The sequence below is a fragment of the Pseudomonas sp. B14(2017) genome, from assembly GCF_002113255.1.
Lineage (GTDB): Bacteria > Pseudomonadota > Gammaproteobacteria > Pseudomonadales > Pseudomonadaceae > Aquipseudomonas > Aquipseudomonas putida_Z.
The window spans coordinates 80,089-106,794 of sequence record NZ_NEJY01000012.1 but is presented as its reverse complement, the minus strand read 5'-3'; the positions used below and the strand labels follow the sequence as shown (position 1 = coordinate 106,794).

Here is a 26,706-nt window from a genome sequence, read left to right as displayed (position 1 = left end):
TTTCTGAAAAAACCTTTCCTGTTCAAACTCTTAGCGTTTGAATATAGCGCGCAGCTCAGGCGCGACGGGGCTTTCAGGCCGATTATCGACCAATGCCGGGCACAGGCTGCATGCCTCGAAGGCACATGCGATACTATCTGTATGAATTTACAGTGCTGACGGTCATCCATGTCCTTGCGCAAGATCATCCACGTCGACTGCGATTGCTTTTATGCCGCGATCGAAATGCGTGACGACCCGCGCCTGGCCGGGCGGCCCATGGCGGTGGGGGGCTCGGCCGACCACCGTGGGGTGATCGCCACCTGCAACTATGAAGCGCGTGCCTACGGCGTGCGTTCGGCCATGTCGTCGCGGCACGCCCTGAAGCTGTGCCCGGACCTGCTGATCGTCAAGCCGCGCTTCGAGGCCTACCGTGAGGCCTCGCGGGAAATCCACACGATCTTCCGCGACTACACCGAGTTGATCGAGCCACTGTCGCTGGATGAGGCCTACCTGGATGTGAGCGACAGCCAGTGGTATTCGGGCAGCGCCACGCGCATTGCCGAGGATATCCGTCGGCGCGTCGCCCGCACCCTGCATATCACTGTTTCAGCCGGTGTGGCGCCGAACAAGTTCCTGGCCAAGATCGCCAGTGACTGGCGCAAGCCCAATGGCCTGTTCGTGATTACTCCGGGCGAAGTGGAGGCGTTCGTCGCCGCCCTGCCGGTGGCCAGGCTGCACGGGGTAGGCAAGGTAACGGCAGACAAGCTGGCGCGGTTGGGTATCGAAACCTGCCTGGAATTACGCGACTGGTCGCGCCTGGCGCTGGTGCGCGAGTTCGGCAGCTTTGGCGAGCGTTTGTGGGGGCTGGCGCGGGGTATCGATGAACGTGCGGTACACAATGACAGCCGCCGGCAGTCGGTCAGCGTGGAAAACACCTACGACACCGATCTGCCGGACCTGGCCAGTTGCCTGGCACGGCTGCCCGAGCTGCTGGAAAGCCTGAACGAGCGTATCGCCCGAATGGACAGCAGTTACCGACCGGAAAAGCCCTTCGTCAAGGTCAAGTTCCATGACTTCAGCCAGACCACCATGGAACAGGCGGGGGCGGGCAGGGACCTGGAGAGTTATCGACAATTGCTGGGGCAGGCGTTTGCCCGTGGTGGCAAACCGGTGCGCTTGCTGGGGGTAGGCGTGAGGTTGCGCGACTTGCGCGGGGCGCATGAGCAGCTGGAGCTGTTCCCGCCTCAATAAATGGCCTGGGCCTGGCTGCATGGCCCCCTGTGGGAGCGGCCTTGTGTCGCGAAAGGGCCGCGCAGCGGCCCCAGGATTTCAGCAGTGATGCATCAATTGTCGGGGCTGCTCTGCAGCCCTTTCGCGACACAAGGCCGTTCCCACAGGGGGGATGCGTTGCCGCAGCAGTTACTGCGCGCCCGGGTCGGCCACCAACCGGCCAGTGGCCTTGGTCAGCGACTGCAGAAACTCCTGCTGCAACTCCGGGTCGTTGCGGGTCAGTTCGATCAGGCTCTGTTCCATTTCACTGGCTTCCTCTTCCAGGCCCAGTTCGGACAAGCGCTTGACCCGGTGTACCCATTGGCCGACATCGTCATCTTCGAGGTCATCGAAGATCAGTTCATGGGCTTCGAGCAGCTTGTTGCGCAGGGTGGCGCTGACCAGCAGGCTGGCATCGCCACGTACCGCGTTGTCCTCGTCCAGCACCTGCAGGTGCAGGGTGCCGATGTGGTTGAGGTTCTGCTCGGAGAACGGGCTGTCGAGCAGGTTCAGGCGCAGCACGCCGTTCCTGTCGGTGGTCAGCTCGTGGGTCATCTTGCCGGCCTTGACCTCGACCAGGCGCTCGCTCCAGGGCACGCTGGTAGATTCCTCGCGCTTGCCTTTCTGTACTTCGCTGATCCCGGCCAGGTTCTGCTGGGCACGGCCGTTGGACGGCACGTTCATGAACGGGTTGAGCCCGTCCACGCCATAGCTGAGCCAGTCGTGGGTGATGCTTTCCGGCAGGTTGCCCAGGGCGAAGACATTGACCACATTGGCACCCACGCCTGCCACCACGGCCACCGCACCCAACGGGATCTCGTAGATTTCCCGCCAGGGTTGGTAAGGCGTGTAGCGGTCATAGCTGCGGGTGACTTCGAACTCGGTGACTTCGAAGCGCTTCTGCTCATGCACGCGCACACGTCGTTGCGGAAGCTCCATCACCTTCGGCTCGCCGACATCGATCTGCAGGGTGTGCTCGAGCAGTTTGCGCTCGACGCGCTCCTCATGGTCGCTGCGCTGGGACATCTGGTTGGCGCAGCCGCTGACGAGCAGGGCGCCGCACAGTGCGGCGCCCCCCAGGGGAAAGGTACTTCGCTTGAACATGATCACTCGTGCATTGGTTATCAGCGGCGAACGCGGGCCTGCAGGAAGGTCAGCACTTCATTGAGCGGCAACGACTGGGCGTCCTGCTCGGTGCGGTGCTTGTACTCCAGGTTGCCTTCGGCCAGGCCGCGATCGCTGACGACGATGCGGTGCGGGATGCCGATCAGCTCCATGTCGGCAAACTTGATGCCTGGGCTGGTCTTCTTGTCACGGTCGTCCAGCAGCACTTCGTAGCCGGCAGCAGTCAGCTCGGCGTACAGCTTGTCGGTCGCCTCGCGAACTACCTCGGTTTCGTAGCGCAGTGGTACCAGGGCGATCTGGAACGGGGCCAGGGCGTCGTTCCAGATGATGCCCTTGTCGTCGTAGCTCTGCTCGATGGCAGCTGCCACCACGCGGGACACACCGATACCGTAGCAGCCCATGGACAGGGTTACCGGCTTGCCGTTCTCGCCCAGTACCTGGCACTTCAGCGCCTCGCTGTACTTGGTGCCGAGCTGGAAGATGTGGCCCACTTCGATGCCGCGCTTGATCACCAGGGTACCCTTGCCGTCCGGGCTCGGGTCGCCTTCGACCACGTTACGCAGGTCGGCGACCTGTGGAACCGGCAGGTCGCGCTCCCAGTTCACGCCGAAGTAGTGCTTGTCGTCGATGTTGGCGCCAATGCCGAAGTCGCTCATCAGGGCAACCGAACGGTCGATCACGCATTCCAGTGGCAGGTTCAGCGGGCCGAGCGAGCCGGCGCCGGCACCGATGGCCTCGCGCAGTTCGGCGTCGGTGGCCATGACCAGCGGGTCGGCAACCTGTTCCAGCTTGGCCGCCTTGATTTCGTTCAGCTCGTGGTCGCCACGTACTACCAGGGCAACCAGCTTGCCTTCCTCGGCACCGCGCACGATCAGGGTCTTGACGGTCTTCTCGATCGGCAGGCCGAAGTTTTCCACCAGCTGGGCGATGGTCTTGGCGTTCGGTGTGTCGACCAGGCGCAGTTCCTCGGTAGGGGCCGGGCGCACGGTTTCACGCGGGATGGCCTCGGCCTTCTCGATGTTGGCGGCGTAGTCGGAGCTGTCGCTGAAGATCACGTCGTCTTCGCCGGACTCGGCAAGTACGTGGAATTCGTGCGAGTAGCTGCCACCGATGGAGCCGGTGTCGGCCTGCACTGGGCGGAAGTCCAGGCCCAGGCGGGTGAACACGTTGCTGTACGCCTGGTGCATGCGGTCGTAGGTTTCCTGCAGGGAAGCCTGGTCGGCATGGAACGAGTAGGCGTCCTTCATGATGAACTCGCGGCCGCGCATCAGGCCGAAGCGCGGGCGGATCTCGTCACGGAACTTGGTCTGGATCTGGTACATGTTGAGCGGCAGCTGTTTATAGCTGGACAGCTCGTTGCGGGCCAGGTCGGTGATCACTTCTTCGTGGGTCGGGCCGACGCAGAAGTCGCGCTGGTGGCGGTCCTTCAGGCGCAGCAGCTCGGGGCCGTACTGTTCCCAGCGGCCGGATTCCTGCCACAGTTCGGCGGGCTGGATGCTGGGCATCAGCACTTCCAGGGCGCCGGCGGCGTTCATTTCCTCACGCACCACGGCCTCGACCTTGCGCATCACCCGCAAGCCCATCGGCAGCCAGGTGTACAGGCCGGAGGCCAGTTTGCGGATCATGCCGGCACGCAGCATGAGCTGATGGCTGATGACCACTGCGTCGGCAGGGGTTTCTTTCTGGGTGGCGAGCAAATATTGACTGGTGCGCATGGTGAGCCGTGTCGATTGCCTAAGACATTGAAATGACCCCGCATTGTACGGGGGCGAAACGAAGGCGTACAGGATGCCCCAGGGCGTGACGCTTGTCAGCCAAGAAAAAGCCCGGCGTGATCGCCGGGCTTTTTCAGGTGCGGGGCACTGCAAGCCAGGCTTACAGGATGCTCAGCGGGTACTCCACGATCAGGCGCAGTTCGTCGATCGATGGGGAATCGTAGTAGGTGCCATCGGAAGAACGGTAGGTGGCTTGACGCACGCGGAAGCTCAGGTCTTTCGCCGGGCCGCTCTGCAGCACGTACTTGATATCTACGTCGCGTTCCCATTCCTTGCCGTTGCTGGTGCCGGTGACGTTGGCATCGGTACCGCGTACATAACGGGTCATGAAGGTCAGGCCCGGGATGCCGTATTCGGCAAAGTTCAGGTCGTAGCGAGCCTGCCAGGATTTCTCGTCTTCGGCGTTGAAGTCGGAGCGGGCCACGGAGTTGGCCAGGAAGATGGTACCGCCACCGTCGATGCCATAACCATAGTCGCCGTCGCCGGTGACTTTCTGGTAGGCCAAGGTGAAGGTGTGAGCGCCGATGTTGTAGGCGCCCGACAGGCTGAATGCGCGGTTGTCCAGCTTGTCGCCATCGAATGCGCGGTACTCGGCCGAGCCTTCGCTCTTGGTGTCATAGATGTTGAAGTCGAACACCAGGCCCTGTTTGTCCGAGATCGGCAGTGCCCAGTTGACGTTGGCGTAGTATTTGCGCCAGTAGTCTTCAACCTTCGAGTAGTACAGGCTGGTGCTGAGGTTGTCGGTGAACGCGTAGGTACCACCTACCACGTTGGCTTCCTTCAGGCGGAAGCTGTCGCGGTTGGTCTGCTCCTGGGCGGTCAGGCTGGTGAAATGACCAGCGTGCAGGGTCAGGCCCTCGATCTCGTTGCTGGTGATCAGGGTGCCCTGGGCGATTTCCGGCAGCAGGCGGCTGTCGTCAGTGGCGAAGACCGGCAGAGCGGTGAACTGGTCACCCACTTTCAGTACGGTGTCGGAGATGCGGAATTTAACCGCGCCGCCGGCCTTGGAGTAGTCATCCTGCGAACGGCCGTCGGAGCCGGTCGGGAACAGGCCGGTACCGGCGCGGCCCTTGCCGCTGTCCAGTTTCAGGCCGAGCATGCCGATGGCATCCACACCCACACCAACGGTGCCCTGGGTGAAGCCGGACTCGAAGGTGCCGAGGAAGCCCAGGCCGGTTTCTTCGCGACGGCTCTGGCCGCCTTCGTTGTTACGGAAGTCACGGCTGAAGTACAGCATGCGGGTCTTTACGTTCAGCTTGCTGTCTTCGATGAAACCTTTGGACTCGTCCTGGGAAGAGGCCAATGCCAACTGCGAGGTCCCTGCCGCAACGGCCAGGGCGATCATGCTCCACTTCATCACGCGCATCGTGATTTGCTCCTTTGGTTTTTAGGAAGAGTACCGCTGCGTCCAAGTGTTTTAGTTATATGGGGCAGCTCTTTCTTGTTATGTCGGCGAAAATGTATAGCACGCTGACTGTTGTTGGCGATATGGGTATAAACATCCTTTTCGGAACTTTTTCACCATGTCGCTTTTTGGTATTTCCATGTCGCAAATCACGCCCCGGTTTAAGGGCCGTGCAACACCAGCGCTGTTTCTTTCACCGTAACGAACCTGTAACTACCGATTCCGGTTGGGGAAACTCCCTGGTAACCAATGCCGCTGTTGTTATTTGTCGCGTACACCTGTCGATGCAGATGTCGTGCCGACTTGGCGTGAAAGGAATGCAACAAGCGTGCTCAAAATTCGCAACGCTTCATGAAATTTTCACAAAACCTGCTACCGGGGGTCGGAAAGTGCCGTAAACACGGGGCGGGAGCCGCCTGACGGGGTATCACAGTCAAGAATCATTAAAATTTGAAAAGCTGTCATGAAAGTCAATGTGTTACCGCAACTTGTTCATGCAGCGTCACCTTTGGGGTGGCAAGTGTGGTGCGAGGTGTATGGGCGGCCTCATTTTGGTGCGAAAAGTAGCGCTGTGTTACCGGGAACGTGCAGGGTATCCTTGCAGGCCTGTTTTCCGCGTGACGCGGGTTGGTTCTGCCTGAAGGAGATTTGCCGTGTTCGTCCTCGATTCGCGTTTGCAGCAGGATTCGCTGGTGCTGGGGGAATTTGCGCTGTGCCAGTTGCTGCTGAGCAAGGATGCCAACTATCCATGGTTCATCCTGGTGCCCAAGCGCGCCGGTATCAGCGAACTGTTCGAGCTCGATGCTGCGGAGCAGCAGCAGTTGTGGCAGGAAACCACCAGCCTGGCCGAAGCGCTGAAAGCCAGCTACAGCGCCGACAAGATGAACGTGGCCACCCTGGGCAATGTGGTCAGCCAGTTGCACATGCACGTGATCGTGCGCCAGCGCGACGACGCCGCCTGGCCGGCACCGGTGTGGGGCAAGTGCCCGGCGGTGGCCTACACCGACGACCAGGTGCAAGCCATTCGCCAGCGCCTGCGCGGGCTGCAGCTCGCCGGCTACCAGGAGGCCTGACATGTCGCTTGAATCGCGAGTGGTCGAACTGGAAACACGCCAGGCGTTCCAGGATGACACCATCCAGGCGCTGAATGACGTGGTGGTCGAGCAGGGGCGGGTGATCGAGCGGCTGCAGTTGCAGATGGCCGAGCTGATCAAGCGTTACGAAGAGATGGTTGGCCAGTACGGCAGCGAAGGGGAAGAGGCGCCACCGCCTCATTATTGATACCTGAACCCCTGCAGGAGCGGGCATGCCCGCTCCTGCAGGGGGGGCTGCAAGTTGGATCAGCGGCGGGTTACCGCAACCACATCCTCGGCCTGCAGGCCCTTGTCGCGGTGCATCACGGAAAACTCCACGCGCTGGCCTTCCACCAGGATGCGGTGGCCTTCGCCGCGAATGGCGCGAAAGTGCACGAAGATATCATCGCCCGAGTCGCGGGAGATGAAGCCGAAGCCTTTGGACGTGTTGAACCACTTCACGGTACCGGTATCACGATTGCCGGCGTCCTGCGCCGCGTGCTGGCTGGCGCGTGCCTTGCGCGGGATGCGGGCAAAGCCCACGGCCAGGTGCACGGCCACGGCCAGCGCCGCGCAGACCAGTGCGGCCAGGTTGCCCATTTCCGGGCGGGCCAGCAGTGTCAGGGTCTGCAGCACCACGGCCACCACCAGCAGGGCACAGGCCAGGTGCTGCAACTGCTGCCGCGCGCCGCGGTAGTACAGTGGCACGACCGGGGCCAGCACCAGGTTGAGCAGGCCGAGCAGGGCAAGGTAGACCGCGTCGGGTTGTTGCAGGAAGGGGGTCGCATCGGTTTTCAGGCTGGGTATGAGCGATAGCAGCAAGGCTGCCACGCCCGTCACCAGATGGACGATCTTGAACATGGGGTTGGCTCACAGTTGATAAGGCCGATCACAGGAAGAGCTGGCAGCACGGTGCGCATGAGGTGTAGAGCGCGAACACGTGGCAGGCCAGCCTATGCACCCGGCAATGACAATCCGCACGGGTGGCACCATGCCTATTTAACAGTAAAGCCGCAGGCTACTCAAACCGCAGGCCGCGACGGGCGATGTGTTGCGCCATGTCACATGCGGCGTGTACCAAGTGTTGCTACAGTGGTCGTCACCTGCTTGGGTCTCAAGCCTTATGGAAAGGGGAACTTCATGGCAATCGATATCGGTATCAGTGAAGAAGATCGCAAGTCCATCGTCGATGGATTGTCCCGCCTGTTGTCGGATACCTACGTGCTGTATCTGAAAACCCATAACTTCCACTGGAACGTCACCGGTCCGTCGTTCCGCACCCTGCACCTGATGTTCGAAGAGCAGTACAACGAACTGGCGCTGGCGGTCGACTCGATCGCCGAGCGCATCCGCGCCCTGGGCTTTCCGGCACCGGGGGCCTATGCATTCTATGCGCGGCACTCCTCGATCAAGGAGGAAGAAGGGGTGCCGCCTGCCGACGAGATGATCCGCCAGCTGGTCCAGGGCCAGGAAGCCGTGGTGCGTACCGCGCGCAGCATCTTCCCGGTGGTGGACAAGGTCAGTGACGAGCCGACCGCCGACCTGCTGACCCAGCGCATGCAGGTGCACGAGAAAACCGCCTGGATGCTGCGGGTGCTGCTCGACGGCAAGTAGATACCCAACGCTGAACCGGCCCTTGTAGGAGCGGCCTTGTGTCGCGATGGGCTGCGCAGCAGCCCCGGCAATTTGTGCAATTGCACTCAAACCCTGGGGCTGCTTCGCAGCCCATCGCGACACAAGGCCGCTCCTACAGGTCCTGCGCAATTTTGTGCTGGAAGATTTTGCCGCTGCTTTAAGCTCGCCCATCAGCGCTTCATAGGCCACCTGGTACCTGTGACGAGGAAGTGTGGCGCATGATGCAAGCAAGCAAACGTGTGGCTGGCCAGGGGCGTTGGCCGGGTAAACAGTGCATCGACCCGTTCAAGGCGGATTTCGACATGTTGCAGACCCAGCCGGTGTCACGCTCGGTGCGGCTCAACGGCTTTTCCACCTGCCTGCGGCTGGAGGCCGTCTACTGGGGCATCCTGGAGCGCATCGCCGCGGCCAACCGCTGCTCGGTCAGCGCGGTGCTGTCCTACGTGGATCGCGAGGTGCACCTGCGCCAGGGCGGGGTGCGCAACTTCAGCGGGCTGATCCGGGTGATCTGTGTCGCCTGGCTGCAGGACCCGCCAAGTGTGCGCTGATCGCCTGGCGGGCTGCGCAGTGCTTGTTAACCATATATAATCCCGCTTTTTGCTGCCCCGGCAGCCAGCGTTGTGGTTGACGAGAGACACCCATGCCCCTTTATGACTATCAATGTGCATCCTGCGAGCACCGCATGGAAGTGCTGCAGAAGATCAGCGCCGCGCCGCTGACCGATTGCCCGGCCTGCCAGGCGCCGGCGCTGAAGAAGCTGCTGTCGGTGCCAGGCTTCCGCCTGAGCGGTAACGGTTGGTACGAAACCGACTTCAAGACCGGGGCGAAAAAGAATCTGGCAGGCGGCGACAAGGCCGACTGAGTTGAATGCTGTGACCGGGTCTTGCAGTATTAGCCCTCTCCGGGCGGCCAAGGCCTCCACCGAATACACGAATCACGAGAAGCGAAACCACCATCATGATGCGCAGCCATTATTGCGGCCAACTGAACGAGAGCCTGGACGGCCAGGAAGTCACCCTTTGCGGCTGGGTCCATCGTCGCCGCGACCACGGCGGGGTGATCTTCCTCGACATCCGTGACCGCGAAGGCATGGCCCAGGTCGTGTTCGACCCTGATCGCGCCGAAACCTTCGCCGCTGCCGACCGCGTGCGCAGCGAATACGTCGTGCAGATCACCGGCAAGGTCCGCAAGCGCCCTGAAGGTGCGGTGAATGCCAACATGGCTTCCGGCGCCATCGAGATCCTCGGCTACCAGCTGAACGTGCTCAACGAAGCGGAAACCCCGCCGTTCCCGCTGAACGAATACTCCGACGTCGGCGAGGAAACCCGCCTGCGCTACCGCTTCATCGACCTGCGTCGCCCGGAAATGGCCGACAAGCTGCGCCTGCGTTCGCGCATCACCAGCAGCATCCGTCGCTTCCTCGACGAGAATGGCTTCCTCGACGTCGAGACGCCGATCCTGACCCGTGCCACCCCGGAAGGCGCCCGTGACTACCTGGTGCCTAGCCGTACCCACGCCGGTAGCTTCTTCGCCCTGCCGCAGTCGCCGCAGCTGTTCAAGCAGCTGTTGATGGTCGCCGGCTTCGACCGCTACTACCAGATCGCCAAGTGCTTCCGTGACGAAGACCTGCGTGCCGACCGCCAGCCGGAATTCACCCAGATCGACATCGAGACCAGCTTCCTCGATGAAAGCGAGATCATGGGCCTGACCGAAAGCATGATCCGCAAGCTGTTCAAGGAAGTGCTGGATCTGGAATTCGGCGAATTCCCGCACATGACCTTCGAAGAGGCCATGCGCCGCTACGGTTCCGACAAGCCGGACCTGCGTATTCCGTTGGAACTGGTCGACGTTGCCGACCAGCTCAAGGATGTCGACTTCAAGGTGTTCGCCGGCCCGGCCAACGATCCGAAGTGCCGCGTTACCGCCCTGCGCCTGCCAGGCGGCGCCAGCATGCCGCGCAGCAAGATCGACGAGTACACCAAGTTCGTCGGCATCTACGGTGCCAAGGGCCTGGCCTACATCAAGGTCAACGAGCGCGCCAAGGGCGTCGAAGGCCTGCAGTCGCCGATCGTCAAGAACATCCCCGAGGCCAACCTCAACACCATCCTCGACCGCGTTGGCGCCGTTGACGGCGACATCGTGTTCTTCGGTGCCGACAAGTTCAAGGTGGTCAGCGAAGCCCTGGGCGCGCTGCGTATCCGCCTGGGTCACGACTTCGAGCTGCTGACCTGCGAGTGGGCACCGATGTGGGTGGTCGACTTCCCGATGTTCGAAGAGAACGAGGACGGCAGCTTCACCGCGCTGCACCACCCGTTCACCGCACCGAAGTGCACCCCGGAAGAGCTCGAGGCCAACCCAGCCGTGGCCCTGTCCCGTGCCTACGACATGGTCCTGAACGGTACCGAACTGGGTGGCGGTTCGATCCGTATCCACCGCAAAGAGATGCAGCAGGCCGTGTTCCGCCTGCTGGGCATCGAGGCGGCAGAACAGGAAGAGAAGTTCGGCTTCCTGCTCGACGCCCTGAAGTTCGGTGCACCGCCTCACGGTGGTCTGGCCTTCGGTCTGGACCGCCTGGTCATGCTGATGACCGGCGCCCAGTCGATCCGTGAAGTGATCGCCTTCCCGAAAACCCAGAGCGCCGCGTGCGTCATGACCCAGGCCCCTGGCATGGTCGACGCCAAGGCCCTGCGCGAGCTGCACATCCGACTGCGCGAACAGACCAAGGTCGAGTAAGCAGTCCCCGGGCGCATCCACATGGATGCGCCTTTGCGTTTCGGCGCAGGCAATTTCCCGTCCCGCCCCGTACAGGGGCGGGGCTGTTTGTGATTCAAAGGATTCGGAGTCGTTATGGCTGGTCATTCCAAGTGGGCGAACATCAAGCACCGCAAAGAGCGCCAGGATGCCAAGAGAGGCAAGATCTTCACCAAGTGGATCCGCGAACTGACGGTCGCTGCCAAGCAGGGTGGTGCTGACCCGGCATCCAACCCGCGCCTGCGTTTGGCGCTGGACAAGGCCCTGGGCGCCAACATGAGCCGCGACATCATCGATCGTGCCGTGGCCCGTGGTGCCGGCACCAACGAAAGCGACAACGTCGAAGAGCTCAGCTACGAAGGTTACGGCCCGGGTGGCGTGGCGATCATGGTCGAGGCCATGACAGACAACCGCAACCGTACCGCCGCTGCCGTGCGTCATGCCTTCACCAAGTGTGGTGGCAACCTGGGCACCGACGGTTCGGTGGCCTACCTGTTCGAGCGCAAGGGGCAGATCAGCTTTGCCCCGGGCGTGGAAGAAGATGCGCTGATGGAAGCGGCGATGGAAGCCGATGCCGATGACGTGGTGGCCAACGACGACGGCTCGTTCGACGTGTTCACCTCGTTCAACAGCTTCTACGCCGTGCGCAATGCCCTGGAAGAGGCGGGCTTCAAGGCCGCTGACGCGGAAATCGTCATGCAGCCGACCACCAGCGCCGAACTCGACCAGGACGGTGCCGAGAAAGTACTCAAGCTGATCGACATGCTCGAAGACCTGGATGACGTGCAGAACGTCTACTCCAATGCCCAGATTTCCGATGAGATCATGGAAAACCTCGGCTAAGGTGTCCTGAGCATTCGGGCCAGGCAGGTAGCTTTATTGGGGCTGCTGTGCAGCCCATCGCCGGCAAGCCAGCTCCCACAGGTACAGTGCAGTCCTTAAGTCTTGCGCTGCACCTGTGGTCACTGGTAAGGCTGCAATTGGGGCTGCTGTGCAGCCCATCGCCGGCAAGCCAGCTCCCACAGGTACAGTGCCACCCTCAAGCCTTGCACTGTACCTGTGGGAGCTGGCTTGCCGGCGATGGGCCGCGCAGCGGCCCCAATGGTGTTAAAACATGAGCTTTGTACGACGGGCACTATGACTCTGATTCTTGGTATCGACCCCGGCTCGCGCATCACCGGCTATGGCGTGGTACGCCAGACCGCCCGTGGTTGCGAGTACGTGGCGTCGGGCTGCATTCGCACCGGCAGCGGCGAGCTGCACGAGCGGTTGCAGATCGTTTTTCGTGGCGTGGGTGAAATCATCGCCCAGCACGGCCCGGTAACCATGGGCATCGAACGGGTGTTCATGGCCCGTAACGCCGACTCGGCGCTCAAGCTCGGCCAGGCCCGTGGCGCAGCCATCGTCGCCGCCGCCGAAGCCGGCCTGGAAATCGCCGAATACAGCGCCACCCAGGTCAAGCAGGCGGTAGCCGGTACCGGTGGGGCCAACAAGGAGCAGGTGATGATGATGGTCATGCACCTGCTGAAACTGACGCAGAAGCCGCAGATCGACGCCTCCGACGCCCTGGCCATCGCCCTGTGCCACGCCCATACCCGCTCCAGCCTGGTGCCGCATGGCCTGGCCACGGCACGGCGACGCGGCGGGCGCTTGCGTCTGTAGGCGCTTCATGCGCTGATACACATTTTGTTCGGGTGATGCGTTCACCCGCTGCATTTGCTGATAGGGTTGAGCGGTCTTTGACCGGCTCCCCGAGAGGAAGGATCGGAACGTGATTGGACGTTTGCGCGGCACCCTGGCGGAAAAACAGCCGCCGCACCTGATTATCGACGTCAACGGCGTAGGTTACGAACTGGAAGTTCCCATGACCACGCTGTACCGTCTGCCCAAGGTGGGCGAACCCGTAACCGTGCACACCCACTTGGTGGTGCGCGAGGATGCTCACCTGCTCTACGGTTTTGCCGAAAAGCGCGAGCGCGAACTGTTCCGCGAACTCATCCGCCTGAATGGCGTAGGGCCGAAGCTGGCCCTGGCGCTGATGTCCGGGCTGGAAGTGGACGAGCTGGTGCGCTGCGTGCAGGCTCAGGACACCTCGGCCCTGGTGCGCGTGCCCGGTGTTGGCAAGAAAACCGCCGAACGCCTGCTGGTCGAGCTCAAGGACCGCTTCAAGGCTTGGGAAACGTCCCCGGCCATGTTCACCCTGGTCTCCGACGGGCCGCTGCCGGTCGCCAGCGCATCCACGGCCGAAGCCGATGCCGTCAGCGCCCTGGTTTCGCTGGGCTACAAGCCGCAGGAAGCCAGCAAGGCGATCGCCGCGATCAAGGACAAGACCCGCCTGAGCAGTGAGGAGCTGATCCGCCGCAGCCTGAAAGGGATGATTACCAAGTGATCGAAGCCGACCGCCTGATCGCCGCCAGTGGCCGCGACCGTGAAGAAGTCCAGGACCGTGCGATCCGCCCGCTGCGGCTGGACGAGTACATCGGCCAGCCGGTGGTGCGCGAGCAGATGGCGCTGTTCATCCAGGCCGCCCGTGGCCGCAGCGAGTCGCTTGACCATACGCTGATCTTCGGCCCGCCCGGCCTGGGCAAGACCACCCTGGCCAACATCATCGCCCAGGAAATGGGCGTGTCGGTCAAGAGTACCTCGGGGCCCATCCTCGAGCGCCCGGGCGACCTCGCGGCCATGCTGACCAACCTCGAACCGCACGATGTGCTGTTCATCGACGAGATCCACCGGTTGTCACCGGTCGTCGAAGAGGTGCTGTACCCGGCGATGGAGGACTTCCAGCTCGACATCATGATCGGCGAAGGGCCTGCGGCCCGCTCGATCAAGCTCGACCTGCCGCCGTTCACCCTGGTTGGTGCCACCACCCGTGCCGGCATGCTCACCAACCCGCTGCGCGACCGTTTCGGTATCGTCCAGCGCCTGGAGTTCTACAGCGACAAGGACCTGGCGACCATCGTCAGCCGTTCGGCCGGCATCCTCGGCCTGGCCATCGAAGACCTGGGTGCCTACGAGATCGCCCGCCGCGCCCGCGGCACGCCACGTATCGCCAACCGCCTGCTGCGCCGCGTGCGCGACTACGCCGAAGTGCGCGGCAAGGGCCAGATCACCAAGGCCGTTGCCGACATGGCGCTCAACCTGCTGGACGTCGACGAGCGCGGTTTCGACCACTCCGACCGCCGCCTGCTGCTGACCATGATCGAGAAGTTCGACGGTGGCCCGGTCGGCGTGGACAACCTGGCCGCGGCCATCAGTGAAGAGCGCCACACCATCGAGGATGTGCTCGAGCCGTACCTGATCCAGCAAGGCTACATCATGCGCACGCCGCGCGGCCGCGTGGTCACCCGGCATGCCTACCTGCACTTTGGCCTGAACGTGCCCGGGCGCCTGGGGGAGGGTGGGGATTTTTCCGAAGCGGGCGATGAGTGACAGATCGAAAACGGCTTTTCGTGGTCCTACCGCTGGCATGCCGAGGGTGCGCTGGCAATAAGACATTAATGAAGAAAAAACAGTTGCCACAGCGGATTGGCAAGCTGAGGAGTAAGCACTAGAGTATGCGCGCGCAAAATGGCCTGGAACCGTTCGCACACCGTTGTCGCGTCTATTACGAAGATACCGATGCCGGTGGCGTGGTGTATTACGTCAATTACCTGAAATTCATGGAGCGCGCGCGTACCGAGCGGCTGCGGCACCTGGGCTTTTCCCAGGCGCAGCTGGCCGAAGACAAACTGCTGTTCGTGGTCCACTCCAGCGAAGCGCGCTATCACGCGCCGGCGCGGCTGGACGACGAGCTGCGGGTCACCGCGCAAGTACTTGAACTCAATCGCGCCAGCCTGCGCTTCGTGCAGCAGGTCTGGCGGGAAAAGGATGAAACGCTGCTCTGCGAAGGGCAGTTCCTGGTGGCCGCCGTGCGCGCCGACACTTTCAAACCCCGAGCCATACCCCCGGAGCTGCGTGACGCCTTTGCGGCGGACGGCTCGGGTACTCAATCGAATGCAGGAGAATAAGCGTGGAAGCTAACGTCGTCGACCATACCTCCATGTGGAGTCTGGTCAGCAATGCCAGTGTGCTGGTACAGCTGGTAATGCTGACCCTGGTGGCCGCCTCGGTCACCTCATGGGTCATGATCTTCCAGCGCAGCACCATGCTGCGCGCCGGTCGTCGTGCGCTGGATGCCTTCGAGGAGCGCTTCTGGTCGGGCATCGACCTGTCCAAGCTGTACCGTCAGGCAGGCAGCAACCCAGACCCGGATTCCGGTGTCGAGCAGGTCTTCCGTGCCGGCTTCAAGGAATTCTCGCGCCTGCGCCAGCAGCCGGGCGTTGACCCGGACGCGGTCATGGAGGGTGTTGCCCGTGCCATGCGCGTAGCCATCTCGCGCGAGGAAGAAAAACTCGAGCAGAGCCTGCCGTTCCTGGCCACCGTCGGTTCGACCAGCCCGTACATCGGCCTGTTCGGTACCGTATGGGGCATCATGAACTCCTTCCGCGGCCTGGCCAGCGCCCAGCAGGCCACCCTGGCCACGGTTGCCCCGGGTATCGCCGAAGCGCTGATCGCCACCGCCATCGGCTTGTTCGCGGCAATCCCGGCGGTCATCGCCTACAACCGCTTCTCGGCCCGCAGCGAAGTGCTGATCGGCCGTTACTACACCTTCGCCGACGAGTTCCAGGCGATCCTGCACCGCAAAGTGCACACCAGCGAAGAGTAATCAGGTAGAAGCCCATGGCCCGAGTTCGCCACAAACGCAAGCCCGTCGCCGAGATGAACGTGGTGCCCTACATCGACGTGATGCTGGTACTGCTGGTCATCTTCATGGTGACGGCGCCCATGCTCAACCAGGGCGTGAAGGTAGACCTGCCCAAGGTTTCCAGTGAAGCCTTGCCGCAGGACAACAACGTCCAGATCCTCACCATCTCCATCAAGGCCGACAAGACCTACTACTGGAACCTCGGCAGCGAAGTCGATACCGACAAGCAGATGGACAAGGCCATGACCTTGCCTGCCATGACCGACGCGGTGACCAAGATCATTGCCGCCGGCCGTGACCAGGGCAAGCAGACCCAGGTGTTCATTCGTGGCGACAAGGCTGTCGACTATGGCGCGGTCATGGGTGCCATGGGCGGGTTGCAGAAGGCCGGTGTCGGTAACGTTGGCCTGATTACCGAGGCGCCCTGATGCAACAGCGAGAGCCATCCGCCTCGGAAAGCTACTTCTGGCCCAGTATCTGGGCCATCGGCCTGCATGTGCTGGTGTTCGCCCTGCTGTTCGTCAGTTTTGCCATGACGCCTGAGCTGCCGCCATCCAAGCCGATCGTCCAGGCTACCCTGTACCAGCTCAAGTCCAAGAGCCAGGCGACCACTCAGACCAATCAGAAGATTGCCGGGGAAGCGAAGAAAACCGCTTCGCGCCAGACCGAGGTCGAGCAGCTGGAACAGAAGAAGGTCGAGCAGGAGGCCGTGAAGGCCGCGGAACAAAAGAAAGCCGACGCCGCTCAAAAGGCCGAAGAGGCTCGCGAGGCCGCCGAAGCCAAAAAAGCCGAGGCAGCTGCCGAAGCCGCCGAGGCCAAGAAAGCCGCCGAAGCCAAGAAGGCCGAAGAGGCGAAGAAGGCTGCCGAGAAGCAGCAGGCCGACATCGCCAAGAAGAAGGCCGAGGAAGAAAAGAAAAAAGCCGAAGAAGAGGCCAAGAAAGAGGCCGCTGAAGAGGCGAAGAAACAAGCCGCCGAGGACGCCAAGAAAAAGGCGGCCGAAGAGGCCAAGAAGAAAGCAGCCGAGGACGCCAAGAAGAAAGCGGTAGCCGAGGAAGCGAAGAAGAAGGCAGCTGAAGAGGCCAAGAAAAAGGCCGCTGCAGATGCCCAGAAGAAAAAGGCACAGGAAGCGGCCCGCAAGGCGGCGGAAGACAAGAAAGCCCAGGCCCTGGCCGAGCTGTTGTCCGACACCACCGAACGGCAGCAGGCGCTGGCCGACGAGCAGGGTGACCAGGTGGCCGGCGACTTCGACGACCTGATCCGCATGCGCGCGGCCGAGGGCTGGGCACGTCCGCCTTCCGCGCGCAAGGGCATGACGGTGGTCCTGCAGATCAACATGTTGCCGGACGGTACCATCACCAGCGTCAGCGTGGCCCGGTCCAGTGGTGACGGCCCGTACGACAGCTCGGCGGTGGCAGCAGTGAAGAACATCGGTCGTCTGACCGAGATGCAGGGTATGAAGCCGAGCGATTTCAACCAATATCGTTCGTTCAAGATGACATTTACACCTGAGGATCTAGCGTTGTGATTAAACGTCTGAGAGGACTGCTGGTCATGCTGTGCTGCGTGGCAGGCATGGCCGTGGCAGAGGAAAAGAACATCCTGGTCACCAGCGGCAGCGACCGGGCCACGCCCATCGCGGTAGTGCCGTTCGGTCTGCAGGGCGGCAGCGTGCTGCCGGAAGACATGGCCGACATCATCGGCAACGACCTGCGCAACTCCGGCTACTACTCGCCGATTCCGCGGCAGAACATGATCAGCCAGCCGTCGCAGGCCAGCGAAGTGATCTTCCGTGACTGGAAAGCGCTGGGCGCGCAGTACGTGATGGTCGGCAGCATCGTGCCGTCGGGCGGTCGCCTGCAGGTGCAGTACGCGCTGTTCAACGTCGCCACCGAGCAGCAGGTGCTGACCGGTAGCGTGGCGGGCAGCGTCGACCAACTGCGCGACATGGCGCACTACATTGCCGACCAGTCGTTCGAGAAGCTCACCGGCATCAAGGGTGCGTTCTCCACCCGCATGCTGTACGTGACGGCCGAGCGCTTCTCCACCAACAACACCCGCTATACCCTGCAGCGTTCGGACTACGACGGCGCACGTGCGGTTACCCTGCTGCAATCGCGTGAACCGATCCTGTCGCCACGCTTTGCTCCGGATGGCAAGCGCATCGCCTACGTTTCGTTCGAGCAGAAGCGCCCGCGCATCTTCGTACAGCATATCGATACCGGTCGCCGCGAGCAGGTTACCAACTTCGAAGGCCTGAACGGTGCGCCAGCCTGGTCGCCGGATGGTACGCGCCTGGCGTTCGTGCTGTCGAAGGACGGCAACCCAGACATCTACGTGATGAACGTGGCTTCGCGCCAGATCAGCCGTGTCACCGCCGGCCCGGGTATCAACACCGAGCCGTTCTGGGGCAAGGATGGCAACACCCTGTACTTCACCTCCGACCGTGGCGGCAAGCCGCAGATCTACAAGCAGTCGGTCGGTGGCGGTGGTGCCGAGCGTGTAACTTTCGTGGGTAACTACAACGCCAACCCGAAACTGTCGGCGGACGAAAAGACCCTGGTGATGATCCATCGCCAGCAGGGCTTCACCAACTTCAAAGTTGCGGCCCAGGATTTGCAACGCGGAAGTGTAAAGATTCTCTCGGAAACGAGTCTTGATGAGTCTCCCACTGTTGCGCCAAACGGCACCATGCTAATCTACGCCACCCGCCAGCAGGGCCGGGGAGTCTTGATGCTCGTGTCGCTTAATGGCCGCGTGAGGCTCCCACTTCCTACCGCTCAAGGCGAAGTCAGAGAACCGTCCTGGTCCCCTTACCTGAACTGATTGCGGCGTAATACTTTTGCTTAACACACTGGGGTTTCATTAGGAGTTTCACGATGGAAATGCTGAAGTTTGGTAAATTTGCTGCGCTGGCTCTGGCCATGGCCGTAGCTGTAGGTTGCTCCTCGAAGGGCGGTGACAACGCAGGCGAAGGCGCTGCTGTAGATCCGAACGCTGGCTACGGTGCCAACACTGGTGCTGTTGACGGCTCCCTGAGCGAAGAAGCTGCCCTGCGCGCAATCACCACCTTCTACTTCGAATACGACAGCTCGGACCTGAAGCCAGAAGCCATGCGCGCTCTGGACGTTCACGCCAAGGACCTGAAAGCCAACGGCAACCGCGTTGTCCTGGAAGGCAACACCGACGAGCGCGGCACCCGCGAGTACAACATGGCTCTGGGTGAGCGTCGTGCCAAGGCCGTTCAGCGCTACCTGGTTCTGCAGGGCGTTTCCCCTGCTCAGCTGGAACTGGTCTCCTACGGTGAAGAGCGTCCGGTTGCCACTGGCAACGACGAGCAGTCCTGGGCTCAGAACCGTCGCGTAGAACTGCGTAAGTAAGTTCTTATGCGTATGTGCCGCCGTGTAGTAACCGTCCTCGCACTCAGCCTGCCGCTCGCGGCCTGGGCTGAGGTCCCTGTAGTTGATGACAACGCAGGCAGCTATCCGCCTGCGGGTTATGGCACGAGCGGCGCCTATGCCGGGTCAGGGGCTTCGGCCCCTGCCTCTGCACAGGGCCAGCTGTTCATGCAGCTGCAACAGATGCAGGATCAGCTTTCCCGCCAGCAAGGCATCATCGAAGAGCTGCAGAACGATGTGTCGCGCATGAAGCAGGAAAACCTGGAGCGTTACCAGGACCTGGACCGTCGCATCAACAGTGGCGCCGCGCCTGCCGCGACCCCTGACAATTCCTCCGGTGGTGGTGCATCCAATGCCGCCCCCGATGCAGCAGCAGGTGCTGCTGCTCAACAACCGGCCGCCAGTAGCGAGCCCGGTGATCCGGCGAAAGAAAAGCTCTACTACGATGCCGCTTTCGACCTGATCAAGCAGAAAGACTTCGACAAGGCCAGCCAGGCGTTCAACGCCTTCCTGCGCAAGTACCCCAACAGCCAGTACGCCGGCAATGCCCAGTACTGGTTGGGTGAAGTGAACCTGGCCAAGGGCGACCTGCCGGCTGCCAGCCAGGCCTTCGCCCAGGTCAGCCAGAAGTATCCGAAGCACAGCAAGGTGCCGGATTCGCTGTACAAGCTGGCCGACGTCGAGCGCCGCATGGGCCACACCGACAAGGTCAAGGGTATCCTGCAGCAGGTCATCACCCAGTACCCCGGCACCTCGGCCGCGCAACTGGCTCAGCGTGACCTGCAGAAGCTCTGAGCAGTACCGCTTGAAAGAAACCCGCGCCTGTCGCGGGTTTTTTCGTTAGAATCACTCCCCTTTTTTCGTAAACACGCTGCTGCGGATAACGCTATGTCGAGTCCGCGACAGTGCCTGACGGAGGCGGGCAGCCTGTTTAGCTGTCACGCCCGTGGCGAGCATGCAAGACACATTACGCATCACCGAAGTCTTTTACTCCTTGCAGGGTGAAACGCGAACGGCTGGGTTGCCCACGGTATTCGTGCGCCTCACCGGTTGCCCCCTGCGCTGCCAGTACTGTGACAGTGCCTATGCCTTCAGTGGCGGTACCGTCCGCACCCTCGATTCGATCCTTGAGCAGGTCGCCGGCTTCAAGCCGCGCTACGTCTGCGTCACCGGTGGCGAGCCATTGGCCCAGCCCAACGCCTTGCCGTTGTTGCAGCGCCTGTGTGATGCCGGTTACGAGGTGTCGCTGGAAACCAGCGGCGCGCTGGATATTGCCGGCACCGACACCCGCGTCAGCCGCGTGGTCGACCTGAAGACCCCTGGCTCCGAAGAGTCGCACCGTAACCGCTACGAGAACATCGAGCAGCTGACCCGCAACGACCAGGTCAAGTTCGTCATCTGTTCCCGCGAGGACTACGACTGGGCGGTCTCCAAACTGATCCAGTACAACCTGGCCGAGCGTGCCGGCGAGGTGCTGTTCTCGCCCAGCCACCACCAGGTGAACGCCAGCGAGCTGGCGGACTGGATCGTTGCCGACAACCTGCCCGTACGCTTCCAGCTGCAGCTGCACAAGCTGCTGTGGAACGACGAACCCGGACGTTGATTGAGGAGCAAGCACACATGACCGACAAACGCGCAGTAATCCTGTTGTCCGGTGGCCTGGACTCGGCCACCGTGGTCGCCATGGCCAAGGCCGAAGGCTACAGCTGCTACACCATGAGTTTCGACTACGGCCAGCGCCACCGCGCCGAACTGAACGCCGCCGCCCGCGTTGCCCGCGACCTGGGCGTGGTCGAGCACAAGGTAATTGGCCTGAACCTGGACGGCATCGGCGGCTCGGCATTGACCGACAGCAGCATCGACGTGCCGGAAACCCCGGGTGAAGGCATCCCGGTCACCTACGTGCCGGCGCGCAACACCGTGTTCCTGTCCCTGGCCCTGGGCTGGGCAGAGGTGCTGGAAGCCCGTGACATCTTCATTGGTGTGAATGCCGTGGATTACTCCGGCTACCCCGATTGCCGCCCCGAGTTCGTCGAAGCCTTCGAGCGCATGGCCAACCTGGCGACCAAGGCTGGCGTCGAAGGGCAGGGCTTCCGCATCCAGGCGCCGCTGCAGAACATGAGCAAGGCGCAGATCGTGCAGGCCGGTATGGCTCGCGGCGTGGATTACAGCCTGACCGTTTCCTGCTACCAGGCCGACGATGACGGCCGTGCCTGCGGCAAATGCGACAGTTGCCGCCTGCGTGCCGACGGCTTCAAGGCCGCCGGAGTCGAAGACCCGACGCGGTATTTTTGAAAAAAGTTTGATGGGGTGTTGATTTCCCGTTAGAAATCAGTATTATACGCGCCATCCAACGGGTCGTTAGCTCAGTTGGTAGAGCAGTTGGCTTTTAACCAATTGGTCGTAGGTTCGAATCCTACACGACCCACCATACGCAGTACGTCAAAGCCCGCTACCGGCAACGGTCGCGGGCTTTTTCGTTTTCGGCTGCTTGTTCTGGCCTCATCGCCGGCAAGCCAGCTCCCACAGGGCTTGCGCATGACTCGAGGCTAATGCGGTCGAGGTGGGAGCTGGCTTGCCGGCGAAAGGGGCGCAAAGCGCCCCCAGGCTTATTCAGCCCACTCTGGATCCCCGGTAAATACCACGGTTAGCCAACGGTCCGGCCCTTCACCACCCACGGCATCACCGATCTCGTTGCGCCACGCATCCCATTCATCGATGGTTTTTGCGGCCATGGCCTTCGGCACGATGAAATACAGTTCGATCTCCCGCGAGCGCCCGACCTTGGCCACATAGGCGCGGTACGACTGCAACCCATGGCGTGCGACAAAGGCCTTGGCGACTTCATCCACGTGCAGCTTGAGGTCGCCAGGGGTCACCAGGAAAATTTCCGAAAGGGCCTGGCGCACCACCGACATCGGCAACGGCACGATCACCAGGCAGACCAGCGCCAGCACCGCCGGGTCGATATACGGCGACACCCACTCCAACGATGTGCCCTGCACCGCATAGCCAAAGCAGAAGGCGATCAGCAGCGCGGCGGTGATGCTGGCCGACATCACCCAGCCCTTGACGTCCATGCGCACGAAATCCGAGCCGAGCTTGCGGTTGGCGCGGGCCTCGACAATGGCGATGGTCACGCAGGCGATCACGGTCAGTACCGCGTAGACCATGGCGATGCCGAACTCCAGGTGACGCCCGCCTTGCAGCAGGCTGCTGACGGCGTTGATCAGCGCATAGATGGCCACGCCGCTGAGCAGGATGCCGTTGAGCGCCAGCACCATCGGCTCCAGGTGCCAGAAGCCCATGGTGAAGCGCTCGCGCAACTTGCGTGACATCTGCACGCTGGTGGTGTGCGCGGTAATCAGCCTGACCACCACCAGCGACAGCCCGCTCATGCTGGCATCGACCAGCGAATAGACGCCGTCGAAGACGATGGAGAACGAGCCGGAGGCCAGGCCGAAGGCGATGCCGATGATGGCGATGAACAGGGTGACGGCGATCGAGGTGCGTAACAGGCCCTGTTCGCTGGTGATGTCGAAGAAGGAAGATCTGGTTGGGGTTTGCATGATTGTGCTCGGTAAATAGCCCTGCTGCTATGTTGTATGTGCTGGCCTCTTCGCGGGTAAACCCGCTCCCACAGGGTTATGCTCCGACCTTGAAGGCAGCGCCGGACCTTGTGGGAGCGGGTTCACCCGCGAAGAGGCCCTGACAGGTTAGACGCGGAACTGCTCCATCAGCGCCTGCTGCTGGTTGGCCAGCCGGTTCAGGGCCTGGCTGATCCGCGCTGACTCATCGGCCTGGCCTGCCAGCGATTCGGTCACATCGCGAATGCCGGCCACATTGCGGTTCACCTCTTCGGCTACGGCGCTCTGCTCTTCAGCCGCCGAGGCAATCTGCAGGTTCATGTCGCTGATCACCGCCACTGCCTCGCCAATACGTTGTAGCGCCGGCAGCGCCTGTTCCATCCGCGCGGCGCTATCCTGGGCCTGGCGCTGGCCTTCGTGCATGGCGCCCACCACATCCTGGGTGCCTTGCTGCAAGCCTTCGATGACCTGGCGAATTTCCTCCACCGACACCTGGGTACGCTGGGCCAGGCCACGCACTTCATCGGCCACCACGGCAAAACCACGCCCGGCTTCGCCTGCGCGGGCGGCTTCGATGGCGGCGTTGAGCGCCAGCAGGTTGGTTTGCTCGGCAATGGTGCGGATCACTTCCAGCACCGAACCGATTTGCCCGCTGCGGCCCTCCAGCGCGCGTGCCTCGCCCATGGCGGTGTTCATGCCGGCGGCCAGGCGGTCGATGCCCTGGCGGGTGCTGTCGATCAGTTGCAGGCCCTCGCGGCTGGCTTGGTCGGCAGCGCGTGCGGCCTGGGCCGCCTGCGAAGCGTTATGGGCGACATCCAGAGCGGTGGCGCTCATTTCATTGGCGGCGGTGGCCACCTGTTCGATTTCGCGGTGCTGTTGCTGCATGCCGTTGCTGGTCTGGCTGGCGATGGCTGCCGACTGGTCGGCGGTTCCGCGGGCTTCCTGCAGTGAGCCTTTGACTTGGGCTATGACCGGCTGCAGCTTGTCGAGAAAGCGGTTGAACCAACCGGTAAGCTTGCCCAGTTCGTCCTGGCGGGCGTAGTCCAGGCGGCGGGTAAGGTCGCCTTCGCCGCTGGCGATGTCTTCCAGGCGCGCGGCTACGGCCAGGATTGGCCGGGTCACCCCGCGCGCGGTCAGCCACACCAGCAGCAAACCGACTACCGCAGCGCCCAGGCCAACCAGCAGGCTGGTGAGGTTGGCGCTGTGGTTGTGCGCATCCAGGCGCTGGTTGAGGGCGACGGCAGGCGCCTGCAGCACGCTTTCCGGCAGTTCCAGCAATACCTGCCAAGGGGCGGCATCAGGGATTGGCGTGAACGGGTGGGCAACACGCAGCAGGCCGTCGGCTACCGCCTTGTCCATGGGCTCGCCGAGCTTGCTGTCGTCGCGGCTGTTGCCGGCCAGCAGGCCGGCCGCGCTGGCGATACTGACCTGGCCCTGGCCATCGAACAGCTCCCGGCGGCCGTCAAGGCTCAGCTGTTGCAGGTTGGCCAGGCCGATGTCCAGGCCGACCACGCCGACCACCTTGCCGTGCTCCAGCAGCGGCAGGGCGATGCTGGTCATCAGCACCTGGCGGCCATTCACTTCGTCGAGGTATGGCTCGAGCATGCAGGTTCTGGCAGTGTCCTGCGGGCAGGTCAGCCAGCGGTTCTTCGCCACACCGTTGCTGCCGATGCTGGCGTCACCGAGCATCGATTCCGGCATGGCTTCAAGCTCCAGGGTGCCTGGGCGGGGTTGTGACCAGTACAGCGAGAAGCGCCCGCTCTCATTGCTGCCCATTGCATCCTGGCCGAGGTACTGGCTGTCCGGGTCCAGGGCGTTGGGCTGGAACACCAGGTACAGGCCGATCACATCCGGGTTGCCGGCCAGGCTGGCGCGGGCCTGGCGCGTCAGTTCGGCGCGCAGGTCGTTGCCGCCACGGGCCTTGAGCACCTGCACCAGGCGGGCAAAGCCATTGCCGTACTGGTAGGCGTCCATGAAATAGCGCTGGATGCGCAGGGCCTGGGTTTCGGCATGGGCCTGCAGGCGCAGGCGTGCGCTGCTGTCGAGCATTTCGGTGTTGGCCTGGTTGACCAATGCCGCGCTGCGCCGCGCCTGGGCCAGCGATGTGGTTACCAGCAGGGCGACAATGGCCAGCAGGCACAGGCCGGCGAGCAGGGTGATCTTCCACTGGATGGAGAGGCGACGCAGCGGCATGAGGGCTTTCCTTTTCGATCAAATGCAACGCCCGCGATCAGGCGCGGGCGTTGTCGGCAGCGTGGGTCATTCAGCGATGTAGTTGGGCGGGGAGTCCCTGAAGGCTTTGGTCAGCCAGGCCAGGTACAGCAGGCCGAGCAGTGCCCAGACGCCACCGAACAGCAGCGAGTGTGCGTTCAGGTCCAGCCACAGCGAGACGATGATGCAGAAGCCGATGGTGGGTGCCACCAGGTATGTCAGCTGGTTGGCCAGGCCCTGGCGCTTGCCTTCGCGCAGGTAGCAGTGGTTGATCACCGACAGGTTGACGAAGCTGAACGCGACCAGCGCACCGAAGTTGATGATCGAGGTGGCGGTGACCAGGTCGAAGAAGATCGCCGACAGCGAAATCAGCCCCACCACCGCGATGTTCAGCACCGGCGTCTTGTAGCGCGAGTGCAGGCGGGCGAACAGGCTGGCCGGGATCACGTTGTCGCGGCCCATCACGTACAGCAGGCGCGACACGCTGGTCTGCGAGGCCAGGCCCGAGGCGATGGTGTTGATCACGGTGCAGGCTATGAAGATCGACTGGAACAGCTTGCCGCCGACGTACAGGGCGATTTCCGGCAGTGCCGCTTCCTGGTCGTGGAAGCGGGACATGGTCGGGAAGTAGGCCTGGATGAAGTACGACACGGTGATGAACACCAGGCCGCCAATCAGGGCGGTGAGGAAGATCGCGCGAGGGATGGTCTTGCCCGGGTCGCGGGTTTCTTCGGACAGGCAGGTGACCGCGTCGAAGCCGAGGAACGAGAAGCACAGGATGGTCGCACCGGCGGCCAGGGCGCTGAGCTGGGTCTGGTCGTCGGCGAACGGCAGCAGGCTCCAGGCGGTACCCAGCCCTTCACCCTGGTCCAGGCCGCGCACGCACAGGTAAATGAACACGGCGATGATCGCCACCTGCACGGCCACGAACAGCAGGTTGAAGTGCGCCACCAGGTTCACGCTGCGCATGTTGATCAGGCTGATCAGGGTGACGAAGCCAGCCACCCACATCCACTCCGGTACTTCCGGGAACATGGCCGAAAGGTACAGCTTGGCCAGCAAGGCGTTGACCATTGGCAGCAGCAGGTAGTCCAGCAACGACGACCAGCCGACCAGGAAGCCGACGTGCGGGTTGATCGCACGTTGGGTGTAGGTGTAGGCCGAGCCCGATTGCGGGAAGCGCCTTACCAGGGTGCCGTAGCTCACGGCGGTGAACAGGATCCCGGCCAGTGCCAGGATGTAGGCGCTGGGTACGTGGCCGGCAGTAATCCCGGAAACGATACCGAAGGTGTCGAACACGGTCATCGGGGTCAGGTAGGCCAGACCGATGATGATCACGTGCCAGAGACGCAGGGTTTTACGGAGTTGGCCGTTGCCGGAAGCGCTGTGGTCAGGCTGCATGCTGGCATGGCTCCTGCGGCTGGGCGTAAACGGCGGGCACGGTGTACTGCGCATGCGGCAAGGGCGAGCGGGTGGGCTCCATGTTGTTCACCTTTATTGTTGGAGCAGCGGGGGCGCGGGGGAGCGCGCAAAGTGGTGAAAATAAAAAACGATGGGTAGCTTAGTGTCAAGTTAAACATGACAAGATGTTGCTGGATTGAAATATTTATCGATTAAAGTGGGGTTTTGTTCGGTTTTTGCGCGTTTTTTTGCGGTTATGATCAATTCTGGTGTTCGCAAAAATTAACGAATGCCGGTTTCCCTTAGAAGGTCTGTCAGGCGTTTCCCAAAAACCGGATTTCTCGAGCCTG

27 protein-coding genes, 1 tRNA gene and 1 pseudogene are annotated in these 26,706 nt (G+C 62.4%); 21 read left to right on the top strand and 8 right to left on the bottom strand.

The features are described from left to right. The first annotated feature begins 174 nt into the window (after window positions 1–174). Window positions 175–1,233 carry a DNA polymerase IV gene (gene dinB / locus CAG34_RS14235; RefSeq protein ID WP_170978906.1) on the top strand — a complete coding sequence of 353 codons (1,059 nt, stop codon included), beginning with the start codon at window positions 175–177 and terminating at the stop codon, window positions 1,231–1,233. Window positions 1,234–1,401: 168 nt separating this feature from the next. Here dinB and CAG34_RS14230 read toward each other — a convergent pair whose 3' ends face one another. From CAG34_RS14230 to CAG34_RS14220, 3 genes are all read right to left on the bottom strand, one after another. Continuing rightward, window positions 1,402–2,355 carry a hypothetical protein gene (locus CAG34_RS14230; protein WP_023661807.1) on the bottom strand — a complete coding sequence of 318 codons (954 nt, stop codon included), beginning with the start codon at window positions 2,353–2,355 and terminating at the stop codon, window positions 1,402–1,404. 20 nt (window positions 2,356–2,375) lie between these two features. Further along, a complete protein-coding gene (locus CAG34_RS14225) occupies window positions 2,376–4,091 on the bottom strand; it encodes a proline--tRNA ligase (RefSeq protein ID WP_085590690.1) in 1,716 nt (571 codons plus the stop codon). A 160-nt stretch (window positions 4,092–4,251) separates the two neighbouring features. After that, complete coding sequence (locus tag CAG34_RS14220) at window positions 4,252–5,517, bottom strand: OprD family porin (RefSeq protein ID WP_025340268.1); 1,266 nt, start codon at window positions 5,515–5,517, stop codon at window positions 4,252–4,254. Window positions 5,518–6,209: 692 nt separating this feature from the next. Between CAG34_RS14220 and CAG34_RS14215 the strand changes: the two genes are divergently transcribed. Continuing rightward, complete coding sequence (locus CAG34_RS14215; RefSeq protein WP_025340267.1) at window positions 6,210–6,629, top strand: HIT domain-containing protein; 420 nt, start codon at window positions 6,210–6,212, stop codon at window positions 6,627–6,629. Between the two features lies 1 nt (window position 6,630). Next, window positions 6,631–6,837 carry a SlyX family protein gene (locus CAG34_RS14210; protein WP_085590688.1) on the top strand — a complete coding sequence of 69 codons (207 nt, stop codon included), beginning with the start codon at window positions 6,631–6,633 and terminating at the stop codon, window positions 6,835–6,837. Between the two features lie 59 nt (window positions 6,838–6,896). On the opposite strand, the gene CAG34_RS29325 is transcribed toward CAG34_RS14210, so the two are convergent. After that, complete coding sequence (locus tag CAG34_RS29325) at window positions 6,897–7,490, bottom strand: cold shock domain-containing protein (protein ID WP_025340265.1); 594 nt, start codon at window positions 7,488–7,490, stop codon at window positions 6,897–6,899. A 279-nt stretch (window positions 7,491–7,769) separates the two neighbouring features. On the opposite strand from CAG34_RS29325, the gene CAG34_RS14200 reads away from it, so the two are divergent. The 18 genes from CAG34_RS14200 (at window position 7,770) to CAG34_RS14115 (ending at window position 21,588) form a co-directional block, all read left to right on the top strand. Beyond that, window positions 7,770–8,243 (top strand): Dps family protein, encoded by a 474-nt coding sequence (locus CAG34_RS14200; protein ID WP_025340264.1) that lies wholly within the window; start codon window positions 7,770–7,772, stop codon window positions 8,241–8,243. 239 nt (window positions 8,244–8,482) lie between these two features. Beyond that, window positions 8,483–8,812 (top strand): ribbon-helix-helix domain-containing protein, encoded by a 330-nt coding sequence (locus tag CAG34_RS14195; RefSeq protein WP_085590686.1) that lies wholly within the window; start codon window positions 8,483–8,485, stop codon window positions 8,810–8,812. A gap of 92 nt (window positions 8,813–8,904) precedes the next feature. Continuing rightward, window positions 8,905–9,126 (top strand): FmdB family zinc ribbon protein, encoded by a 222-nt coding sequence (locus CAG34_RS14190; protein WP_003254776.1) that lies wholly within the window; start codon window positions 8,905–8,907, stop codon window positions 9,124–9,126. A gap of 95 nt (window positions 9,127–9,221) precedes the next feature. Beyond that, the gene (gene aspS, locus CAG34_RS14185) at window positions 9,222–10,997 is read left to right on the top strand and encodes an aspartate--tRNA ligase (RefSeq protein WP_025340263.1); all 1,776 of its coding nucleotides are present in this window, start codon (window positions 9,222–9,224) and stop codon (window positions 10,995–10,997) included. A gap of 114 nt (window positions 10,998–11,111) precedes the next feature. After that, entirely contained in the window at window positions 11,112–11,858 is a 747-nt protein-coding gene (locus CAG34_RS14180; protein ID WP_013973810.1) for a YebC/PmpR family DNA-binding transcriptional regulator, read from the top strand. 294 nt (window positions 11,859–12,152) lie between these two features. Beyond that, a complete protein-coding gene (gene ruvC, locus CAG34_RS14175) occupies window positions 12,153–12,677 on the top strand; it encodes a crossover junction endodeoxyribonuclease RuvC (protein ID WP_004375291.1) in 525 nt (174 codons plus the stop codon). Between the two features lie 109 nt (window positions 12,678–12,786). After that, a complete protein-coding gene (ruvA, locus tag CAG34_RS14170; protein WP_085590684.1) occupies window positions 12,787–13,404 on the top strand; it encodes a Holliday junction branch migration protein RuvA in 618 nt (205 codons plus the stop codon). Next, the gene (gene ruvB, locus CAG34_RS14165) at window positions 13,401–14,447 is read left to right on the top strand and encodes a Holliday junction branch migration DNA helicase RuvB (protein WP_085590682.1); all 1,047 of its coding nucleotides are present in this window, start codon (window positions 13,401–13,403) and stop codon (window positions 14,445–14,447) included. The genes ruvA and ruvB overlap by 4 nt, the downstream gene beginning before the upstream one ends. A 125-nt stretch (window positions 14,448–14,572) precedes the next feature. After that, entirely contained in the window at window positions 14,573–15,025 is a 453-nt protein-coding gene (ybgC, locus tag CAG34_RS14160) for a tol-pal system-associated acyl-CoA thioesterase (protein ID WP_085590680.1), read from the top strand. Window positions 15,026–15,027: 2 nt separating this feature from the next. Next, window positions 15,028–15,723: a protein TolQ gene (gene tolQ, locus CAG34_RS14155; RefSeq protein ID WP_015271471.1), complete on the top strand. Its 696-nt coding sequence runs from the start codon at window positions 15,028–15,030 to the stop codon at window positions 15,721–15,723. A gap of 14 nt (window positions 15,724–15,737) precedes the next feature. Further along, entirely contained in the window at window positions 15,738–16,190 is a 453-nt protein-coding gene (gene tolR / locus CAG34_RS14150; protein WP_003254760.1) for a protein TolR, read from the top strand. Next, window positions 16,190–17,287, top strand: coding sequence for a cell envelope integrity protein TolA (gene tolA / locus CAG34_RS14145; RefSeq protein ID WP_038408274.1), 1,098 nt, complete (start codon window positions 16,190–16,192; stop codon window positions 17,285–17,287). The genes tolR and tolA overlap by 1 nt, the downstream gene beginning before the upstream one ends. 26 nt (window positions 17,288–17,313) lie before the next feature. Continuing rightward, window positions 17,314–18,585, top strand: coding sequence for a Tol-Pal system beta propeller repeat protein TolB (gene tolB, locus CAG34_RS14140; protein WP_038408273.1), 1,272 nt, complete (start codon window positions 17,314–17,316; stop codon window positions 18,583–18,585). A 53-nt stretch (window positions 18,586–18,638) separates the two neighbouring features. Then, on the top strand, window positions 18,639–19,139 hold the full coding sequence (gene pal, locus CAG34_RS14135) for a peptidoglycan-associated lipoprotein Pal (protein ID WP_003254755.1): 501 nt from the start codon (window positions 18,639–18,641) through the stop codon (window positions 19,137–19,139). A 6-nt stretch (window positions 19,140–19,145) separates the two neighbouring features. Further along, window positions 19,146–19,952 carry a tol-pal system protein YbgF gene (ybgF, locus tag CAG34_RS14130; RefSeq protein ID WP_004375252.1) on the top strand — a complete coding sequence of 269 codons (807 nt, stop codon included), beginning with the start codon at window positions 19,146–19,148 and terminating at the stop codon, window positions 19,950–19,952. A gap of 160 nt (window positions 19,953–20,112) precedes the next feature. Next, window positions 20,113–20,760 carry a 7-carboxy-7-deazaguanine synthase QueE gene (gene queE, locus CAG34_RS14125; protein ID WP_015271468.1) on the top strand — a complete coding sequence of 216 codons (648 nt, stop codon included), beginning with the start codon at window positions 20,113–20,115 and terminating at the stop codon, window positions 20,758–20,760. A 17-nt stretch (window positions 20,761–20,777) separates the two neighbouring features. Continuing rightward, entirely contained in the window at window positions 20,778–21,452 is a 675-nt protein-coding gene (queC, locus tag CAG34_RS14120; RefSeq protein WP_013973801.1) for a 7-cyano-7-deazaguanine synthase QueC, read from the top strand. 60 nt (window positions 21,453–21,512) lie between these two features. Further along, a tRNA-Lys gene (locus CAG34_RS14115) sits at window positions 21,513–21,588 on the top strand. Window positions 21,589–21,766: 178 nt separating this feature from the next. Here CAG34_RS14115 and CAG34_RS14110 read toward each other — a convergent pair. The 4 genes and pseudogenes from CAG34_RS14110 to CAG34_RS14100 form a co-directional block, all read right to left on the bottom strand. Beyond that, window positions 21,767–22,726, bottom strand: a complete 960-nt coding sequence (locus tag CAG34_RS14110) for a cation diffusion facilitator family transporter (RefSeq protein WP_085590678.1) — start codon at window positions 22,724–22,726, stop codon at window positions 21,767–21,769. 147 nt (window positions 22,727–22,873) lie between these two features. After that, window positions 22,874–23,629: a methyl-accepting chemotaxis protein gene (locus tag CAG34_RS29475; RefSeq protein ID WP_371858046.1), complete on the bottom strand. Its 756-nt coding sequence runs from the start codon at window positions 23,627–23,629 to the stop codon at window positions 22,874–22,876. 102 nt (window positions 23,630–23,731) lie between these two features. Further along, window positions 23,732–24,718: pseudogene (locus tag CAG34_RS29470) on the bottom strand (HAMP domain-containing protein); the annotation flags it as partial. 285 nt (window positions 24,719–25,003) lie between these two features. Continuing rightward, window positions 25,004–26,356, bottom strand: coding sequence for an APC family permease (locus CAG34_RS14100; protein ID WP_075046057.1), 1,353 nt, complete (start codon window positions 26,354–26,356; stop codon window positions 25,004–25,006). Window positions 26,357–26,706 lie beyond the last annotated feature (350 nt).

Coding starts and splice junctions, on each gene's coding strand:
- CAG34_RS14210 (WP_085590688.1), top strand. CDS start 6,631: ATGTCGCTTGAATCGCGAGTGGTCGAACTGGAAACACGCCAGGCGTTC.
- pal (WP_003254755.1), top strand. CDS start 18,639: ATGGAAATGCTGAAGTTTGGTAAATTTGCTGCGCTGGCTCTGGCCATG.
- tolA (WP_038408274.1), top strand. CDS start 16,190: ATGCAACAGCGAGAGCCATCCGCCTCGGAAAGCTACTTCTGGCCCAGT.
- queE (WP_015271468.1), top strand. CDS start 20,113: ATGCAAGACACATTACGCATCACCGAAGTCTTTTACTCCTTGCAGGGT.
- CAG34_RS14180 (WP_013973810.1), top strand. CDS start 11,112: ATGGCTGGTCATTCCAAGTGGGCGAACATCAAGCACCGCAAAGAGCGC.
- aspS (WP_025340263.1), top strand. CDS start 9,222: ATGATGCGCAGCCATTATTGCGGCCAACTGAACGAGAGCCTGGACGGC.
- tolR (WP_003254760.1), top strand. CDS start 15,738: ATGGCCCGAGTTCGCCACAAACGCAAGCCCGTCGCCGAGATGAACGTG.
- CAG34_RS14110 (WP_085590678.1), bottom strand. CDS start 22,726: ATGCAAACCCCAACCAGATCTTCCTTCTTCGACATCACCAGCGAACAG.
- CAG34_RS14230 (WP_023661807.1), bottom strand. CDS start 2,355: ATGTTCAAGCGAAGTACCTTTCCCCTGGGGGGCGCCGCACTGTGCGGC.
- queC (WP_013973801.1), top strand. CDS start 20,778: ATGACCGACAAACGCGCAGTAATCCTGTTGTCCGGTGGCCTGGACTCG.
- CAG34_RS14200 (WP_025340264.1), top strand. CDS start 7,770: ATGGCAATCGATATCGGTATCAGTGAAGAAGATCGCAAGTCCATCGTC.
- ybgF (WP_004375252.1), top strand. CDS start 19,146: ATGCGTATGTGCCGCCGTGTAGTAACCGTCCTCGCACTCAGCCTGCCG.
- CAG34_RS14220 (WP_025340268.1), bottom strand. CDS start 5,517: ATGCGCGTGATGAAGTGGAGCATGATCGCCCTGGCCGTTGCGGCAGGG.
- CAG34_RS14100 (WP_075046057.1), bottom strand. CDS start 26,356: ATGCAGCCTGACCACAGCGCTTCCGGCAACGGCCAACTCCGTAAAACC.
- CAG34_RS14195 (WP_085590686.1), top strand. CDS start 8,483: ATGATGCAAGCAAGCAAACGTGTGGCTGGCCAGGGGCGTTGGCCGGGT.
- CAG34_RS29475 (WP_371858046.1), bottom strand. CDS start 23,629: ATGCAGCAACAGCACCGCGAAATCGAACAGGTGGCCACCGCCGCCAAT.
- ruvC (WP_004375291.1), top strand. CDS start 12,153: ATGACTCTGATTCTTGGTATCGACCCCGGCTCGCGCATCACCGGCTAT.
- CAG34_RS14225 (WP_085590690.1), bottom strand. CDS start 4,091: ATGCGCACCAGTCAATATTTGCTCGCCACCCAGAAAGAAACCCCTGCC.
- CAG34_RS14190 (WP_003254776.1), top strand. CDS start 8,905: ATGCCCCTTTATGACTATCAATGTGCATCCTGCGAGCACCGCATGGAA.
- ybgC (WP_085590680.1), top strand. CDS start 14,573: ATGCGCGCGCAAAATGGCCTGGAACCGTTCGCACACCGTTGTCGCGTC.
- CAG34_RS29325 (WP_025340265.1), bottom strand. CDS start 7,490: ATGTTCAAGATCGTCCATCTGGTGACGGGCGTGGCAGCCTTGCTGCTA.
- tolB (WP_038408273.1), top strand. CDS start 17,314: ATGCTGTGCTGCGTGGCAGGCATGGCCGTGGCAGAGGAAAAGAACATC.